The sequence below is a fragment of the Marisediminicola antarctica genome (assembly GCF_009930795.1).
Classification (GTDB): domain Bacteria; phylum Actinomycetota; class Actinomycetes; order Actinomycetales; family Microbacteriaceae; genus Marisediminicola; species Marisediminicola antarctica.
On record NZ_CP017146.1, the window covers coordinates 3,034,876 to 3,050,582 of the forward strand.

A 15,707-nucleotide genomic window follows, 5' to 3' on the forward strand; every position below is an offset into this window, starting at 1 on the left:
GACATGGGAAGCTCCAGGAGCACGACCATCGTCATCGTGGGCGACGACGCGTCCAACGTCATCCACGTGCTCGACGCGTTCGCGAACGTGTGCGGCGAGTCCTTCACCGATGTGCCCGACGACGAGGTGCAGCGCTGGATCGCCCGCGCCCACTCCCCCTATCTCGTGCACGACCGCGACCCTCTCGAGCATGTCGCTGCGGCGTGGGTCGAGTTCTTCGACGACCTCGCCACGCTCGGCACGCTCGACCTCGAGGTCGACCGGGCTGTCGGCGCCCTCGAACGCGGGATTCTGAGCATGCCCGACTACTACGTCGTGATCGATCCGGAGCAGCTCGCGCCGACCTGGAAGCACTGGTGGCTGGGTGTGCTGCCCGACGTCGCTCCGTCGCGCGTGATCCCGTGGACCGGCGACGGGCGCACCTCGCTCGATCGCCTGCTGCGCACGCTGCCGACGAGCCGTCAGTGGCCCGAACCCGGCCCGTGGCTGCGCCGTGTCGCGCGGGCGGTGCCCGACCGGATCGGGCTCGGCGAGCATCCGGCGCTCTGAGCGGCGTCGTGCCGGCTTCTCGCTACTTGCGGTATTTCTCGTCGACGACCTTGGGGAATACCCGACCGAACAGCACGTCGAGCACCCAGGCCGCGCCGCGCCAGCCGATCAGGAAGACGCCGAGCGCGATGAAGGTGATGAAGACGAATCGCGAGTCGGTCGGCTCCCCGGTCACCAGGCGCAGCAGCATCCCGACCGCAGCTGTGGAGCCCCAGACGATGATGCCCTTCCACAGCACGGCGCGAGGCGCCTGCCAGACCCGCCCGGCGGCCCAGCCGACGAGCACGCCGATGAAGAAGGGAAGCCCCGCGACGAGCCGCTCCCCGAGACCGGCGCCGCGCGTCTCCCGGCCGGCGTAGATGAAAAGGAACACGACAACGAGATCGAGCAGGAGGTACGCGATGACGGATGCGGCGCGGGCCCGCTTCGGTTCCATGCAGCCAGCGTAGGCCTGCTTCGCGAAAAGAGCCTGCGCGCGAGAATTCGGGGCAGCCGCCACGGCCGCAAGGGAGTAAATTCGAACCGTTGGAGGGCGTCATGCCGATATTCGCGGACGATGAGCACCCGGAATCGGGTGCCTTTGAGGGTACCTTTGCCGACGGCAAGCCAGAGAGCATGGGCCAGCTGCGCGGCGGGATGAAACAGGGCGAGTGGAAGTTCTTCTACCGCAACGGCCGGCTGAAAGCCCTCGGCGTCTATGACGACGGCAAGCTGACCGGGCACTGGGTGTGGTGGCGGCAGAACGGCGAACGCCTTCAGGAGGGTGCCTTCACCGACAACCTTCAGGTGGGGCTGTGGAAGCGCTGGTTCGACAACGGACAACTCTGGGACGAGGGCACGTACAACAACAACGGAAAAAGGGTCGGGGAGTGGACGACCTACGACCGCGACGGTGCGGTGAAGTCGACGAGGATCCACCGGGGCCCGCGCAGCTGATCGGCGCCGGGGCGCGCACGTCGGGCGGCCTCGGTGAGCCTGCCGCCACCGCAGCGTGACGCCCACTGCACCACGGGTGCACAAGCACAACGCAGAGAGAGTCGAAAGCCGAGCCGATCGTCGCGCGTTCGATGGGGCGGGGAATCCGGCGGTACACGACATCCGCGATGATCAGCAGACCCGCGCTGATCGCGACGACGACGACGGGCGTTCCCCCGAACCGATGCCGAACGGGCTGAAGGCGAGCTGCGGCCCGATCAGGTAGCCGGCGATTAGCCCGGCGGCGGCGAGCCACACGAAAGGAAGCGGCAGCGCCATCACCAGTCGCAACAGCAGCAGGGAAGACAGCAGGACCGACATGAACCAGAACGCGGTGAACGGTTCGTTCGCGTTCGCCCCGCCGAGCAGTGTGCGCTGGGGCCGGCATCCGCGCTCCTTCGTGTCAATGCACGTTGGTGGAGTCGCCAGTCAGGTTTCATCCGGTCAAACTCGGCCAGATTGCGCGACCATCACGCCGAATACGGAGTAGTGGCTCTTCTCATCCGTCTGGCAGCGACCGCTACTCCGTACTCGGCGCACCTCCGACTGCGGGACCTGCTCCACCAGCAGAAACCGCAACGCGACCGGCTCAACGCGACCGGCTCAACGCGACCGGCTCAACGCGAAGAAGCTACCCCTTGGCGACCGTGACGCTCACCGGGGTCGGGTTCTGGAACAGGTCGAGCACGGGGCAGTGCTCGTCGACGGCCTCGCGAAGCTCCTGGTAACGCGCCTCCGACTCCGGGCCGGTGATCGTGATCGCGAGGCGCACATCGGTGAACCCGGCGCGCACGGACTCGTCGAGACCGAAGAGGCGACGCGCATCCAGATCGCCCTCCGCGTCGACTGTGATCTCGTCCACCCGGATGCCGAGCGCCTGCGCGTAGAGGCGGTAGACGACGACCTGGCAGGAGATGAGAGCGCCGAGGGCGTACTCGACGGGGCTCGCCGCGACGTCATCCCCGGCGAGAGCGGCGGGCTCGTCGACGACGAAGTTGTGCTTTCCCGCGGTGACGGCGGTCGCGACCGACCCCTCGCCGGCCGCGCGCACACGGTAGGTGAGCTGGGCGCTCGCCGGGTTCGCCGCGATGCGGTCGCCCCAGGCGGAACCCGCATCGAGAAGCCGTGTCGCGCGCACGTCGGCGCTGACGCTGGGAATGGACACGGCGGGCTGAGAGATGGTGGGGATCAATGTCATGGCCCGACGATAGAACGGATGCCGCCACGGGCGTCGGGCGGAACGTCACGCAGGGACACAGTGCGTAACCTGCGCTACTCGAGCAGCTTGCGGCTCACACCCACGACGTCGCCGGGCGCCACCCGTTCGCGAGCACGAATGGACCCCTTGACCGGCAGCAGGAAGGTGCCGGACTTCGAGTCGGGGAAGATCGACGTCAGCCAGGTCGAGCCGCCGAGGGTCACACTCACCCGGATCGACCCGAAACCAGGCCTCGGCGCGCTGCAGCTCGACCGTCGTGAAGAAGGCGCATACCAAATCCACGGATGGGTTTGTGTGCGGTAGTGGCCTACCATGACGTGAAAACGCCGTATCTCCACCCAGGGAGTTGCATCATGGTCCAGGTTCGCGTTGTCGCCCTCGCTGTTGATTCCGGGTCGCAGCCCGTGGTTCTTCTGAAGCCGATTCTGGACGAGCCCGGCTCGGGCAAGATACTGCCGATCTGGATCGGCACCCAGGAGGCAACCTCCATCCTCATTGCCACCGAGGGTGCTCAGGCCCCCAGGCCCCTCACGCACGACCTCATGAAGAGCTTGCTCGAGGCGGTGCAGGCCGAGCTGGAACGCGTCGATATCACCCGCATCGAGGAAGGCACCTTCTACGCCGAGCTGACGCTACAGACGGGGAAAGGGCGACTGGTGCTCGACGCCCGCCCGTCAGACGCCATCGCACTTGCCGCCCGTGTCGACGCGCCCATCTGGGTCAACGATGACGTGCTCGAGGCCGCGGGAGTCGCCGACCAGACCGAGATGACAGGCACCCCCGGCGAGGAGGCGCAGCTCGACGAGTTCAAGCGGTTCCTCGAGGAGGTCGACCCCGAGGACTTCCAGGGTTGACAGGCCCCTTACGCAGCCGCCGTCGGCAGGGCTAACGTTGCGCTATGTCAGCGGAACCGGATGACTATCGCGCCGCCCTCGAACACGCCCTCGCCCACTCGCTCGACTGGCTCGCATCCATTGCCACCCGGCCCGTCGGCCCACGGATGAACGCCGACGAGCTCGCCGCCTCCTTCGCGGCGCCGCTACCCGACGGCCCGACCGACCCGGTGACGGTCGTCGACGAGCTCGCCGCGATCGCCGACCCCGGGCTCATGGCGATGCCGTCCGGCCGCTTCTTCGGCTGGGTCATCGGCGGCACGCTGCCCGCCGCCCTCGCCGCCGACTGGATGGTGAGTGCCTGGGACCAGAACGCGGGCATGCGGTACGCGACGCCCGCCGTGGTGGCCGCCGAGGAAGCGGCCGGAGGGTGGCTGCTCGACCTGCTCGGGCTCCCCGCCGGAAGCGACGTGGGATTCACGACGGGCGCGACGATGGCGAATTTCGTCGGCCTCGCCGCCGCCCGCAAGTGGACACTCGACCGCGTCGGCTGGGACCTCGACACCCTGGGCCTCGGTGGATCGCCGCGCATCACAGTATTCGCCGGGGCCGACCGGCACGTGACGATCGACCTTGTGCTGCGCTACCTCGGGCTCGCCGCCCCCGTCGAGATCGGCGTCGACGCCGAGGGACGGCTCGACCCGGATGCCCTCGGCCGGGCCCTCGACGGCCACACCGGCCTCGCGATCGTCTGCCTTCAGGCGGGCAACCTGCACTCGGGCGCCTTCGATCCGATCGAAGAGGCCACAACGATCGCGCACGCGCACGATGCGTGGGTGCACGTCGACGGTGCGTTCGGTCTGTGGGCCGCCGCGAGCCCGACCCTCCGACCGCAGTTGGCCGGACTCGAGACGGCCGACTCCTGGGCGACGGATGCCCACAAAACACTCAATGTTCCCTACGACAGCGGGTTCGCGATCGTCTCCCGGCCCGAGGTACTCCGGTCGGTGTTCGCGGTGCACACGAGCTATCTCATCGGCGCAGACGCGGGCCCGGGTGACCCGTTCGAGAAGGTGCCGGAGCTGTCCCGCCGCGCCCGCGGCATCCCGGTCTGGGCAGCACTGCGCTCGCTCGGGCGGTCGGGCACGATCGACCTCATCGACGGCCTCGCTCACAACGCGAAAGCCCTCGCGGAGGGGCTCGCCCGGATGCCCGGGGTCGAGATCCTCAACGACCTGGTTTTCACCCAGGTCTGCATCAGCTTCGGCGACGACGAGCGCACCCGCCGTGTCACCGCCGCGCTCATCGCGGACGGCACCGCGTGGATGTCGGGTTCCCGCTGGCACGACCAGGACATCCTGCGCATCTCGGTGAGCAACTGGTCCACGGATGCCAACGACGTGGCGGCATCTCTCGCGGCGGTGGAGCGGGCGATCGCGGCGGTGCGTTAGTCCCGCTCGTCCGGCTCCTCGGCGTGGCCCGGATCCATCCACATGAACTCCCAGATGTGGCCGTCGGGGTCCTGGATGCTGCGCGAATACATGATTCCCATGTCCTGGGCGGAGGACGACGTTCCGCCGCTCTCGAGCGCGGTATCGGCGAGCCGGTCGACCTCGTCGCGGCTGTCGACGCTGACCGTGAGGATCACCTCGGCGACGGATGCCGCATCGGCGGTGGGCTTGTTGGTGAACGACGCGAAATAGGGCTCGAGCAGCAGCATGACGAAGATGCTGTCGCTGATGACGACGCAGAGGGAGTTCTCGTCGGCGAACTCCGGGGCGAAGCCGTAGCCGAGGGCCGCGAAGAAGCCCCTCGACCGGTCGAGGTCGCCGACGGGGAGGTTGACGAAAATGGACGTGGGCATGGCCGCCACCTTTCGAGACTGATCACCCCCATCGTTCCACCGGGCCAACCCCCAGGCAACGCCTCAGGCCGAGGCCCTCTCGGCGAGGTAGCAGTCGACGATGAGGTCGCCGCGGATGCTCCTCAGCTCGTCGAGGAGCCGATCGATGAGCCTCGACGAGACACCCGGAGCGACCAGGTCGTGCGGCCCGATTGGCTGCAGCTTGCCGCAGCGGATGCGAACGACCTCCCAGCCGGCGGCGCGCAGCATCCGGTCTTTGCGGCGATCGACGGCCTCACGGCGCCCGACGTGCTCGAGGCCGTCCCTGCCGGTGGTGTCGTATTCGATTGCCACGCGCAGCTCGGCGATCACGATGTCGGGCCAGACCTCGAGGTGGGTGAAGAAGGGGCGGGCAACGCGCACGGCGTTGAGGCCGGGTTCGAACTGCAGCCGTGCGGTGAGCATCGCCCGCAGGTCGCCCTCGGCGGCGGATGCTGGACGCGGCGCGCAGTCGCTATGGAACGCGTCGCCGATGGCGCGGCCCGCGGCGGTCGAGGAGGCGCAGATTCTCGAGTCACCGAGCTTGGCTGGGGGTTTCGGTTTTCGGACCGGCGCCGCCGGGGCGTCAGCTGGGCTGTCGCGCACGCCCGCGACCAGCGCGACGGCTGCCCCCCGTGGCGAGCGCGTCACGGCGAGCGCCGCGCAGTCCGGGCACCAGGTCGAGCGACGCCTCGACTGACCGGGGCGTTGGCGCTGCTCATCGGGGGTCGCAACGAACTCGTGGCCGACGACGCATACCCAGACGAGGTAGACATCCGCTGCGGGAGGAATCTGGGTGAGGGTGATGCCGCGATTGAGGTCGGGGTGGTACTGCCGCACGAGCACCGGGTAGCTCTGCCAGGCCTCGCGGTACTGCCCGACGGAATAGGGCAGGCTCGTGCCCTTCGACCGCTGCCGCCTGGCCCACCAGGCCTCTACCTGCTCCGGCACATCACCCTCCGATACCCACTTTACGAAGGGGCACCGACAACCGCCGCGCGAGTCGCAATTGGCGAGCGCCGCGCGACGCGCGAGACTGGGGCTGGCAACTACTGCCCGACTGACAAGGACACCCATGGCCGAAGCATCCGACCCTCGCGTCGCCGTCTACATCGACTTCGACAACATCGTCATCTCGCGCTACGACCAGGTCTACGGTCGGGGCAGGTTCATGGCCGACAAGGCGCGCAACGGGACCGACGGCGAGCCCACCGAAGCCAAGGCGAAGGAACAGGCGCTGCGGGCGATCGTCGACGTTGGCGCGATCATCGACTACGCCACCTCGTTCGGCACCGTGGTGATCAGTCGCGCCTTCGCGGACTGGTCGGTTCCGGCCAACTCCCGCTACCGCCGGCAGCTCGTCGACCGCGCAATCGACCTGACCCAGCTGTTCCCGACGGCGCAGTACACGAAGAACGGCGCGGACATCCGGCTGTCGGTCGACGTCGTCGAGGACATGTTCCGGCTGCCCGACATCACCCATGTCGTCATCGTCGCGGGCGACTCCGACTTCATCCCCCTCGCGCAGCGCTGCAAGCGGCTCGGCCGCCACGTCGTGGGCATCGGTGTCGCTGGTGCGACGAGCAAGCAGCTCGCGGCGGCGTGCAACGAGTTCGCCTACTACGGCGAGCTGCCGGGCGTCGAGGAGGAGGACGACGAGGAGCGCGAGTCCCCCCGGGAGCGGAGGTCCCAGCGTGCGCCCGCAGCCGAGCTGGCGGCATCCGCCGAACCAGACGCATCCGCCGAACGAGACGCATCAGCCGAACCAGCCGCTACGGCCGAAGCGGCGGCGGATGCTGCCAGCGAGCCCCCGCAGACATCGAAGCGCAAGGCCCCGGCCTCCCGGCGCGCGTCGTCGGCCGGAAAGAAGCCCGCCGCGACCGAGGCTGTTTTCAGCGAGCCCGACGGGACGACCGACGCCGAGCGTGAGGTCGCCGAGGAGGAGTCCGCCGCCGACAGCCCCGACCGGGGTACGGATGTGACCGAGCTGTTGGTGCGAGCCATGCGGCTGAGCCACGCGAAGAGCGACGACGAATGGCTGCACAGCGGCGGCGTGAAGAGCCAAATGCAGCGTATGGACCCCTCGTTCAATGAAAAGGCGCTCGGCTTCAAAAGCTTCTCCGACTTCGTGAAGAGCCGGGATTCGGTGGTGCTCGTGGGCAAGGACGACCTCGCCGGTCGCATCAAGCTGCGGGCGCGGGCCCGCGTCAAGGGCTAATGACCGTCTACGTCGCGCTGGTGCGAGCGGTCAACGTCGGCGGCACCGGCACGCTGCCGATGACACGGCTCGCGGAACTCTGTACCAGCCTCGGGCTCAGGCACGTGCGCACCTACATACAGAGCGGTAACGTCGTCTTCTCGTCACCGTGGTCGGCGGATGCTGCGCGAACGGCGCTCGAGATGGCACTCACCGACGAACTCGGCACGCCCGCCCAGGTCATCATCCGCACCGCGGCTGAGCTCGAGCGCTCGGTGTCGTCGAACCCCTTCCCCGACGCCGAGGGGGCGAAGGTCGGAGTGGCGCTCGCACACGAGCCGGTGCCCGCCGCGGTCGTCGGCGGGATCCCCACGCCGGGCGGCGAACAGGTCGTGGCCGGCGAGCGGGAACTCTACGTGTATTACCCAGATGGCATGGGTCGCTCGAAGCTGACCCTGCCGAAATCGCTCGGCCCGGTCACGGTGCGGAACATGAACACGATGACGAAGCTCGTCTCCCTCACTCGGGACATCCCTGCCGGGTGATCAGCTCGCTGTTGAGATTCATCTCGACAGCACCTCTGACTGGGCCACGACGAACACCAGCGCGGCAAGCCCGACCAGCAGTGCGACCACCGTCACCGCCGCGATGGCCCGACCCTCGCTGACAGCCGCGGTGGGGTCGTTCACCAAGGCCCGTGTGGCCCGGTGGTAGCGAATCGAGGTGAGCGCATAGGCGCCGCCGACGAGCGCGAGACCGGGCACCCCGATCAGCAGCGCCATCAGCGGGTCGGCGATGGCGCCGAACCGGATGGAGACGGCGACTCCCAGCCCGAGCACGAGGCAGGTGCGACGCCACGCGAGGAGCGTGCGCTCCGGCTGCAGCCCCGACTCGAAAATTCGCATCCCACTCACACCAGCAGGCTCCCGACGATGATGCCGACGATTGCGATGGCCGCACCACTGGTGATCACGGCGCCGATCGCGAGGCCCGGCAGCGGCTGCGCCAGCCGCATCGATCGCTCGGTCGCGGCCCAGGACCACCAGGCGTGCACGATCGACACGAGGCCGAGGGCGATGAAGATGAGCGCGGAGGCGAGGCGGAGCTCGGCCTGGATCGGGGCATCCAGCGCTTCCAGCGCGACGCCGGCGAGCAGCAGCGCGAGGGAGGTGCGAATCCAGGCCAGAAAGGTGCGCTCGTTCGCGAGGCTGAAGCGCGGATCGGGCTCGTCGCCCAGCTCGAATACCCCGCGCGGGAACCGTGATCTCATGTGGTCAGAGCCTACCGGTCGGCGATTTTCTCGGCTCCGGCGCGAAGCAGATCGTGCGAGATTCGGCCGATCGCCACATTGCGTGGACAAGAGGAGAGTTCGACGACCTCACCTGATTGTCTGCGTGCCGGCAGGTCGGAGAACGGGGTGAGCGGGGGCGGCAAAGAGCCTGTCGACGGCGGTGTAGCGTCAATGAAGTTGTGACTGACCAGCTGCCCCTCGACCCAGAACGCGCCACCGCCCCGCAGGGCGTCCGCGGCCACTTCGTCGACCTCGCGCCACTGCGCGAAAGCCCCGCGTTCGCGCGGATGTGGATCGGCGGCCTGATCACCGGAATCGGCAGCCAGCTCACGATCGTCGCCGTCGGTCTGCACATCTACGAACTCACCGCGTCGACCCTCGCGGTGTCGCTCGTCGCCGCCTTCGCGCTCGTCCCCATGATTCTCGCCGGCCTCTACGGCGGGGCCCTCGCGGATTCGTTCGACCGCCGCAAGGTCGCCCTGCTCGCGGCCGTCGTCGCGTGGGGCTCGGTGCTCGCCCTCGCTTCGGTGTCGTGGCTCGACGTGACGCAGCTCTGGCCGCTCTACGCGCTGATCACCGTGAACACGGTCGCCTCCACGATGGTGCATGTGGCCCGCCAGGCGATCGTGCCGCGGCTCATCCGACGCGAACTGCTGCCCGCCGCCGGAGCCCTCGGCGGCATGGCCGGCGGCATCATGCTCACCGTGGGTCCGGCCCTGGCGGGCGTTCTCGTGGCCTATGCCGGAGTCAGCTGGACCTACACGATCGACGCGGTGCTGTTTCTCGCCGCGTTCTACGGGCTCTACACACTGCCCGGCACCCTGCCTGAGGGAGAGAAGCGCAAGCCCAACCTCCGGACCATCGTCGACGGCATCCGATTCCTGAAGCACGCACCGAATATTCGGGCCTCATTCCTGATCGACATCTTCGCGATGACGTTTGGTAATCCGCGGGTGCTGCTGCCCGCCGTCGGTGCGCTGCTGATCGGAGGCGGCGCCGTCACAGTGGGCATCCTGACATCGGCGGTCGCGGTCGGGGTGCTGCTGATCAGCGTGTTCTCGGGCAGGCTCGGCGGCATCCGGCGGCAGGGCATCGCGATGGCGATCGCGGTCGTGGCTTACGGGGCGAGCATTTTGCTGTTCGGTGGCGTGCTGCTCGTGACCGCGCTGGTTCCGCATGACGTCGGACCGGACATCGCGGATGCGAGCCTGCCCGCCCTCCTCGCGGCGAGCGTGCTGCTGGCCCTCTCGGGGGCAGCCGACAACGTGAGCATGATCTTTCGCAACACGATGCTGCAAGCGGCCGTTCCGGACGAGATGCGCGGCCGGCTGCAGGGTATCTTCACCGTCGTCGTGACGGGCGGCCCGCGGGTCGGTGACCTCTATGTCGGGGTGCTGAGTCTCACCGCCCTGCTGTGGTTCCCGCCGTTGCTGGGCGGCTTGGTCATCGTGGTCGCGGCGGCCGTGATTCTGCGGGTCACGCGGTCACTTCGGGAGTACGACGCGCTGGATCCGCAGCCGTAGCATCCGCCGGTTGAGCCGGTCGCGCAGCGACCGTGTCGAAACCCCCGCGGGAGTTGCGCGGGAACGCGGGTGGCCCACCTCCCGCGCGAGCGCGCACAACCCGCGAAGCTCGGCAGCGCTCTCGGCAGAGTTCTACCCCCACAACTGGCCACACCGAAAAGCTGCCTTTCGCTCAGCCGGACCGACAGACTGGGAGCTGAGGAAGGCCGAGCCTCGACCGTCGGCAATGGGGGACGAGTGTGAGCGCAGCGGGGCAGTCCGCCGGAACCGAAGCTCGACGCCTGCAAGCACAGGCGAACGAGCACGAGCGGCTCGCGATCGAGGCGCGGTCGATGGCCGAACGGTGGATGATCGCCCACCATACCGAGCGCCAGGTCGCTGGAAGCCTGGCGCCGCTGACCGCCGCCGGATACACGTTCCTGCACGACCGCGGCTGGCCGGGATCGCGCAGGGCACAGGTCGATCATGTGCTGGTGGGACCGGGCGGCCTCTTCATCGTCGACACCAAGGCGTGGGCCGAGGTGCAGATCGCCGGCGGGCGCATCTTCCGAGGGCAGGCGGACGTGACCGATGACCTCGCGGGACTCGCCGACCTCGCCTGGGGCACTGAGGCGGTGATGGCGGAGCACGGCCTCGCACCTGGCGAGGTGCACGTGGTCGTCGTGCTCGCTAATCGCAACGTGCCGCCCACCGAGGTTGGATCGCTCATCGTGGTCGGGGAGCGCCAGGCCGCGAAGTACATCAACTCCCGCGGCGTCCGGCTGACGCCGGTGCAGACGAACACCGTGCTCGGTGTCGCTATGCAGCACTTCCCCGTGCTCGGCGAGGCGCCGACCAAACTCGACCTCAGCATCCCCCAACCCGCTCTCGCGGAGGCTGCTCCGGAGCCGCTCGTCACGGTCGAGGATGTCACCGAGGTGCTGCTCGCGGGTCTCATGGCCGCACCGATCGAGGAGTGGATGGCGTTTCTCCACCCGGACCAAGCGAAGTTGGTTCGGCGCAATTTCGGCGGGCCGTCACGCATCCGCGGCGCTGCCGGCACAGGCAAGACCGTCGTGGGGCTGCACCGGGCGGCCTACCTCGCCAGGTCTCAGCCGGACAAGATCCTCGTGACGACCTTTGTCAGCACGCTGCCCGCCGTCCTATCGAGCCTCCTCCATCGTCTCGCCCCTGAAGCCGTGGACCGGGTCGAGTTCGCCGGCGTGCACTCCTTCGCCCGGAGACTGCTTGGCCAACGTGGCGTGCGACTGAATCTCGCACCGAAAGAGGCCGACGCCCTCTTCACCGCGCTGTGGCAGGAGCACGGTCTACCCGGCACCCTCGGCAAGGCCGACTCCAACAAGCAATATTGGCGCGACGAGCTCAGCAAAGTGATCAAGGGCCGCGGGCTCACCACGTTCGAGCAATACGCGGACCTCGCCAGAACGGGGCGGCGCCGCCCTCTCGGGGTCGATCAGCGACGAGCTGTCTGGCAGCTTTTTACCGGCTACGAGGCCGGGCTGAAACAGCGTGGCATCCACGACTTCGACGATGTGATTCTTCAGGCCGAAGCGTCGTTGCGCGAGACGCCTCTCGAGGGATGGGGCGGGGTGATCATCGACGAGGCGCAGGATCTGTCCTGCGCGATGGTGCGGATGCTGCACCTGCTCGTCGGCGACTCACCCGACGGCCTCACCCTGATCGGAGACGGCCAGCAGTCCATCTACCCCGGCGGGTTCACACTGGCCGAGGCAGGCGTCTCGATCGCGGGCCGCGGCGTGATCATGAGCACCAACTATCGCAACACGCGCGAGATCGCTGCATTCGCCGCCTCACTGGTGGCGGACGACGAGTTCACCGACATCGAGGGCCTGGTTGGCGCCGGCGACCGCATAACGAACGTCGCCCGCTCGGGCGAATCACCCGTCTCCGACCGCTTCGCCTCACGCAAGGCTCACGACGCTGCCCTGGTGGAGCGAGTGCGGGGAGCCGGGCCGCTCGGAGACATCGGCGTTCTCTGTCTCACAACGTGGGGCGTTGCCGGAGCCGTTACCGCCCTGACCGCCGCAGGCATCCCTATCATCGAGCTCACCGGCTATGACGGCACGCCGACGAACGCGGTCAAGGTGGGCACCGTGAAGCGCGCGAAGGGCCTCGAATTCAAGCAGGTGCTAGTCGGACGGGTGCCGGCCGCGCTTCTCGATTCACCGGCTCGCGGAGACGAAGCGAAGGAGATCCAGCGGCGCGAGCTGTACGTCGCGATGACGCGGGCGCGCGACGGTTTGTGGGTTGGGGTCTGCGCGTAGTCGCCACTCGAAGGGATCTCGCTGGCGGCGCGCACAGTGGAGCGGTGCCGACTCGAAGCGCGCGGTCACGAAGCGCAAGGCTGCGATCCTGGATGCCTCAGCGGTAGCCTTCCCGCGAACCGCCCACTTGTGCCGCTGTGCCGGCATCAGAGGCGACCCATGTGGGCAGCTCACGGAGGTAGTTCAGCCGGGAAAGGCGACCTACGCTGGCGACTCGCGGCGGGGGGCCGAGGGGGCCGGCGCCAACACGGCCAGCCCGGCGAGCAGGAGGGTGATGCCGAAGTCGAAGGCCTCCCGGCCCCCCGCGGACGTCGAGACCTGCGCCGCATCGGCCGACTGTTCGGCGACCACCACACCCAGACTGTCGGCCTGGAGCCGCTGCTGCTCGTGCGACACGTGCCCGAGAACGAAGTGGAGCACTGCCGCCGCTGCGCACTCGCTCGTGCGCCGGTCAAACCCGCCGCCGTCTATCGCACCGGTGAGCCGCGCTATCGCCTCCCCCGCACCGAGGCCGAGCGCGAGCGTGCTCGAGACGACCTCTGCGCCGTCCCGGTACGCGAGCAGCGCGTCCCGAAGGGCATCCGCCTCGGCGCGCGTCGCCTCCGCCCAGTCACCGCCGTGCGCAGCGAAGGAGGGACGGGCTCGGGCGACGATCTGGTCGGCGACCGACGCCAGCAGGGTCTGCTTGTTCGCAAAGTGCCAATAGAGCGCGCTCGGCTGAACGTCGAGCGTGGCCGCGAGGCGGCGCATGGTCAGGTCGGGCAGTCCGTTCTGGTCGAGGACGGCCATCGCCGCGGCGACGACATCGTCGCGCGAGTGGCGGGGGTACCGCGCCGCCGAGCCGTCATCGTTCGTCATCCCTTCGAACCTACCACTAGCATGAACGGTGTTCAGGTGAACAGCGTTCAGGTAGCGGTAAGGATGGAAGCACAGTGGCTCGTCGGGTTCGGATCGATATTCGTGACATCACCAGGATCGCGATCTTCGCGGCGATCATCGCCGTGCTCGGAATCCCCGGCGCGATTCCGGCGTTCGGCGGCGCCGTGCCCATCACCGCCCAGACCCTCGGAGTGATGCTCGCCGGCGCCGTGCTGGGCTCGTGGCGCGGCGCGGCGGCGGTGCTCACCTTTCTCGCGCTCGTGTTCGTCGGCCTCCCCCTGCTGTCGGGCGGCCGCGGCGGCGTCGGTGTGTTCGCCGGCGCCACGGTCGGCTATTTAATCGGGTGGGTCTTCGGCGCGTTCGTCGTGGGCGCGATCGCCCAGGCCGGGACTCGCCGACCGACGTGGTGGTGGACGGCTCTCGGGTGCTTCGTGGGCGGAATCCTCGTCGTCTACACCTTCGGCATCCCGCTGCAGTCGCTCATCACCCAGCTCCCCCTCGCCGAGACCGTGCTCGCGAGCGCGGTCTTTCTGCCCGGGGACATCCTGAAGGTCGTCATTGCGACCGTCATCACCATGGCGCTGTGGCGCGCCTATCCGCGGGCATTCCGCCGTGAGGCGCGCGGCGGCGAGGCGGTCCCGGCCACCGCTCCCCCGGTTCTGCGGTGACGGGGCATCCGTCGATCGCATTCGACGCCGTCTCGGTCGACTTCGAAGGACGGATGGCACTGCGCGACGTCTCCGTCATGCTGCCCGAGCGCCGCATCGCGGTGATCGGGTCGAACGGCTCGGGCAAGTCGACATTCGCGCGCATGCTCAACGGCCTCGTCGCGCCCAGTGCTGGCCACGTGCGCGTGCACGGACTCGACCCGGCTCGCGAGGCGAAGCAGCTCCGCCGCCGGGTCGGCTTCATCTTCAGCAACCCGGATGCGCAGATCGTCATGCCGACCGTCGCCGAGGACGTCGCGTTCTCGCTCCGCGGGCAGGGCCTGGCGCGCGACGAGGTCGCCGAGCGGGTCGCGGCCACATTGGGCACGTACGGCCTCGACGCCCTCGCCGACGCGCCGGCGCACACCCTTTCCGGCGGGCAGAAGCAGCTGCTCGCGCTGGCCGCGATCCTGATCAGGCAGCCGGCACTCATCGTCGCGGACGAGCCGACCGCGCTGCTCGACGCCGCGAACACCCGGCGCATCGGCAATCACCTGCTCGATGAGCTTGCGCAGCAGCTCGTACTGGTCACCCACGACATGCGCCTGGCGGCCCGGTGCGACGTCGTGCTCCGGTTCGAGGACGGGCGGATGCTGGAGCGCGGCGACCCCCGCGACGTGATCGCGCACTACGAGCGGGAGCATGCGTGATCGCGCTGTACCTGCCCGGCACAAGCCCGATCCACCGGATGCCCGCTGGCCCCAAGGTGTTGATATTCATGGCACTGACGCTGGCGATCACCCTCGCGGCGCGAAGCGCGTGGGCTCTCCCGGCCCTGTTCGCGCTGGTCGTCGGCGGCTACCTCGTCGCAGGTCTGGGGATGCGCGACCTTCTCCGTCAGGTCGTCGTCGTGCGCTGGGTCATGCTCGTGATGCTGCTCGCGCAGCTCGTGTTCCTGCCGCCACTCGTCGCGGTGGCGAACACCGGGCGGGTTCTCACCGTGATCGTGCTCGCCGCGCTCATCACCCTCACCACCCGCATCCCCGACCTGCTCGACGCGACCGAACGGTCCCTCGCGCCGTTGCGCCGGTTCGGGGTGAATCCGAGCAGCATCGGGCTGCTCCTGGCGATGACGATCACGGCGATCCCCGTCATCGCCGGGTTCGCGGCATCCATTCGGGAGGCGCAGCGCGCGCGAGGCGTGCCGCTGCGGATCGGGACCTTCGTGGTTCCGCTGCTCGTGATGGCACTGAAGCACTCCGACGACCTCGCCGACGCGCTGGTTGCGCGCGGTGTGGAGTGAGCCGCGCGCTAACTATCCCCGTGAGCTGCCCACATCGGTCCCCTCCGAGGCCCGCGAAGCAACACAAGTGGGCGACTCGCGCGAGATTGCGCCCTCACACCCGCGAACGGCCCACATAAGTCCC

At 68.7% G+C, this 15,707-nt stretch carries 20 protein-coding genes; 11 read left to right on the plus strand and 9 right to left on the minus strand.

The window, feature by feature from the left end; all coding sequences use genetic code 11:
- Positions 1-3: 3 nt before the first annotated feature.
- Positions 4-549 (plus strand): hypothetical protein, encoded by a 546-nt coding sequence (locus BHD05_RS14175; RefSeq protein WP_161887005.1) that lies wholly within the window; start codon positions 4-6, stop codon positions 547-549.
- A gap of 22 nt (positions 550-571) precedes the next feature.
- Here the strand turns inward: BHD05_RS14175 and BHD05_RS14180 are convergent, their stop codons facing one another.
- Entirely contained in the window at positions 572-985 is a 414-nt protein-coding gene (locus BHD05_RS14180) for a DUF3054 domain-containing protein (protein ID WP_161887006.1), read from the minus strand.
- 101 nt (positions 986-1,086) lie between these two features.
- Here BHD05_RS14180 and BHD05_RS14185 point away from each other — a divergent pair, with 101 nt between their 5' ends.
- Positions 1,087-1,485 (plus strand): toxin-antitoxin system YwqK family antitoxin, encoded by a 399-nt coding sequence (locus BHD05_RS14185; RefSeq protein WP_161887007.1) that lies wholly within the window; start codon positions 1,087-1,089, stop codon positions 1,483-1,485.
- 171 nt (positions 1,486-1,656) lie between these two features.
- Here BHD05_RS14185 and BHD05_RS14190 read toward each other — a convergent pair whose 3' ends face one another.
- The 3 genes from BHD05_RS14190 to BHD05_RS16200 all read right to left on the minus strand — a co-directional run bounded on the left by BHD05_RS14190 (position 1,657) and on the right by BHD05_RS16200 (position 2,952).
- Positions 1,657-1,845, minus strand: a complete 189-nt coding sequence (locus tag BHD05_RS14190) for a hypothetical protein (protein WP_161887008.1) — start codon at positions 1,843-1,845, stop codon at positions 1,657-1,659.
- Positions 1,846-2,155: 310 nt separating this feature from the next.
- Positions 2,156-2,722 carry an OsmC family protein gene (locus BHD05_RS14195; protein WP_161887009.1) on the minus strand — a complete coding sequence of 189 codons (567 nt, stop codon included), beginning with the start codon at positions 2,720-2,722 and terminating at the stop codon, positions 2,156-2,158.
- A gap of 74 nt (positions 2,723-2,796) precedes the next feature.
- Positions 2,797-2,952 (minus strand): DUF1905 domain-containing protein, encoded by a 156-nt coding sequence (locus BHD05_RS16200; protein WP_161887010.1) that lies wholly within the window; start codon positions 2,950-2,952, stop codon positions 2,797-2,799.
- A 144-nt stretch (positions 2,953-3,096) separates the two neighbouring features.
- On the opposite strand from BHD05_RS16200, the gene BHD05_RS14205 reads away from it, so the two are divergent.
- Both BHD05_RS14205 and BHD05_RS14210 read left to right on the plus strand, forming a co-directional pair.
- Positions 3,097-3,597 (plus strand): bifunctional nuclease family protein, encoded by a 501-nt coding sequence (locus BHD05_RS14205; protein ID WP_161887011.1) that lies wholly within the window; start codon positions 3,097-3,099, stop codon positions 3,595-3,597.
- Between the two features lie 44 nt (positions 3,598-3,641).
- Positions 3,642-5,027: a pyridoxal phosphate-dependent decarboxylase family protein gene (locus BHD05_RS14210; RefSeq protein ID WP_161887012.1), complete on the plus strand. Its 1,386-nt coding sequence runs from the start codon at positions 3,642-3,644 to the stop codon at positions 5,025-5,027.
- On the opposite strand, the gene BHD05_RS14215 is transcribed toward BHD05_RS14210, so the two are convergent.
- Positions 5,024-5,440, minus strand: a complete 417-nt coding sequence (locus BHD05_RS14215; protein ID WP_161887013.1) for a VOC family protein — start codon at positions 5,438-5,440, stop codon at positions 5,024-5,026. The genes BHD05_RS14210 and BHD05_RS14215 overlap by 4 nt on opposite strands.
- A 63-nt stretch (positions 5,441-5,503) precedes the next feature.
- Positions 5,504-6,409, minus strand: coding sequence for a zinc-ribbon domain-containing protein (locus tag BHD05_RS14220; RefSeq protein ID WP_161887014.1), 906 nt, complete (start codon positions 6,407-6,409; stop codon positions 5,504-5,506).
- Between the two features lie 124 nt (positions 6,410-6,533).
- Between BHD05_RS14220 and BHD05_RS14225 the strand changes: the two genes are divergently transcribed.
- Both BHD05_RS14225 and BHD05_RS14230 read left to right on the plus strand, forming a co-directional pair.
- Positions 6,534-7,676, plus strand: a complete 1,143-nt coding sequence (locus BHD05_RS14225; protein ID WP_161887015.1) for an NYN domain-containing protein — start codon at positions 6,534-6,536, stop codon at positions 7,674-7,676.
- Entirely contained in the window at positions 7,676-8,200 is a 525-nt protein-coding gene (locus BHD05_RS14230; protein WP_161887016.1) for a DUF1697 domain-containing protein, read from the plus strand. Before BHD05_RS14225 ends, BHD05_RS14230 begins: the two co-directional genes overlap by 1 nt.
- Positions 8,201-8,218: 18 nt before the next feature.
- On the opposite strand, the gene BHD05_RS14235 is transcribed toward BHD05_RS14230, so the two are convergent.
- Together BHD05_RS14235 and BHD05_RS14240 are read right to left on the minus strand one after the other, a co-directional pair.
- Positions 8,219-8,560 (minus strand): DUF202 domain-containing protein, encoded by a 342-nt coding sequence (locus BHD05_RS14235; RefSeq protein WP_161887017.1) that lies wholly within the window; start codon positions 8,558-8,560, stop codon positions 8,219-8,221.
- A gap of 5 nt (positions 8,561-8,565) precedes the next feature.
- Positions 8,566-8,925 carry a YidH family protein gene (locus BHD05_RS14240; RefSeq protein ID WP_161887018.1) on the minus strand — a complete coding sequence of 120 codons (360 nt, stop codon included), beginning with the start codon at positions 8,923-8,925 and terminating at the stop codon, positions 8,566-8,568.
- Between the two features lie 200 nt (positions 8,926-9,125).
- Between BHD05_RS14240 and BHD05_RS14245 the strand changes: the two genes are divergently transcribed.
- Positions 9,126-10,469, plus strand: coding sequence for an MFS transporter (locus BHD05_RS14245; RefSeq protein WP_161887019.1), 1,344 nt, complete (start codon positions 9,126-9,128; stop codon positions 10,467-10,469).
- A 239-nt stretch (positions 10,470-10,708) separates the two neighbouring features.
- Positions 10,709-12,754, plus strand: a complete 2,046-nt coding sequence (locus BHD05_RS14250) for a nuclease-related domain-containing DEAD/DEAH box helicase (RefSeq protein ID WP_202614232.1) — start codon at positions 10,709-10,711, stop codon at positions 12,752-12,754.
- A 201-nt stretch (positions 12,755-12,955) separates the two neighbouring features.
- On the opposite strand, the gene BHD05_RS14255 is transcribed toward BHD05_RS14250, so the two are convergent.
- Positions 12,956-13,612 carry a TetR/AcrR family transcriptional regulator C-terminal domain-containing protein gene (locus BHD05_RS14255; protein ID WP_161887020.1) on the minus strand — a complete coding sequence of 219 codons (657 nt, stop codon included), beginning with the start codon at positions 13,610-13,612 and terminating at the stop codon, positions 12,956-12,958.
- A gap of 74 nt (positions 13,613-13,686) precedes the next feature.
- Between BHD05_RS14255 and BHD05_RS14260 the strand changes: the two genes are divergently transcribed.
- From BHD05_RS14260 to BHD05_RS14270, 3 genes are read left to right on the plus strand one after another with little or no spacing between them, the layout of a single operon-like run.
- A complete protein-coding gene (locus BHD05_RS14260) occupies positions 13,687-14,301 on the plus strand; it encodes a biotin transporter BioY (protein ID WP_161887021.1) in 615 nt (204 codons plus the stop codon).
- Positions 14,298-14,990, plus strand: a complete 693-nt coding sequence (locus tag BHD05_RS14265; protein ID WP_418763815.1) for an energy-coupling factor ABC transporter ATP-binding protein — start codon at positions 14,298-14,300, stop codon at positions 14,988-14,990. Before BHD05_RS14260 ends, BHD05_RS14265 begins: the two co-directional genes overlap by 4 nt.
- The gene (locus BHD05_RS14270; RefSeq protein ID WP_161887022.1) at positions 14,987-15,583 is read left to right on the plus strand and encodes an energy-coupling factor transporter transmembrane component T family protein; all 597 of its coding nucleotides are present in this window, start codon (positions 14,987-14,989) and stop codon (positions 15,581-15,583) included. Before BHD05_RS14265 ends, BHD05_RS14270 begins: the two co-directional genes overlap by 4 nt.
- The last annotated feature ends 124 nt before the right edge of the window (positions 15,584-15,707 follow it).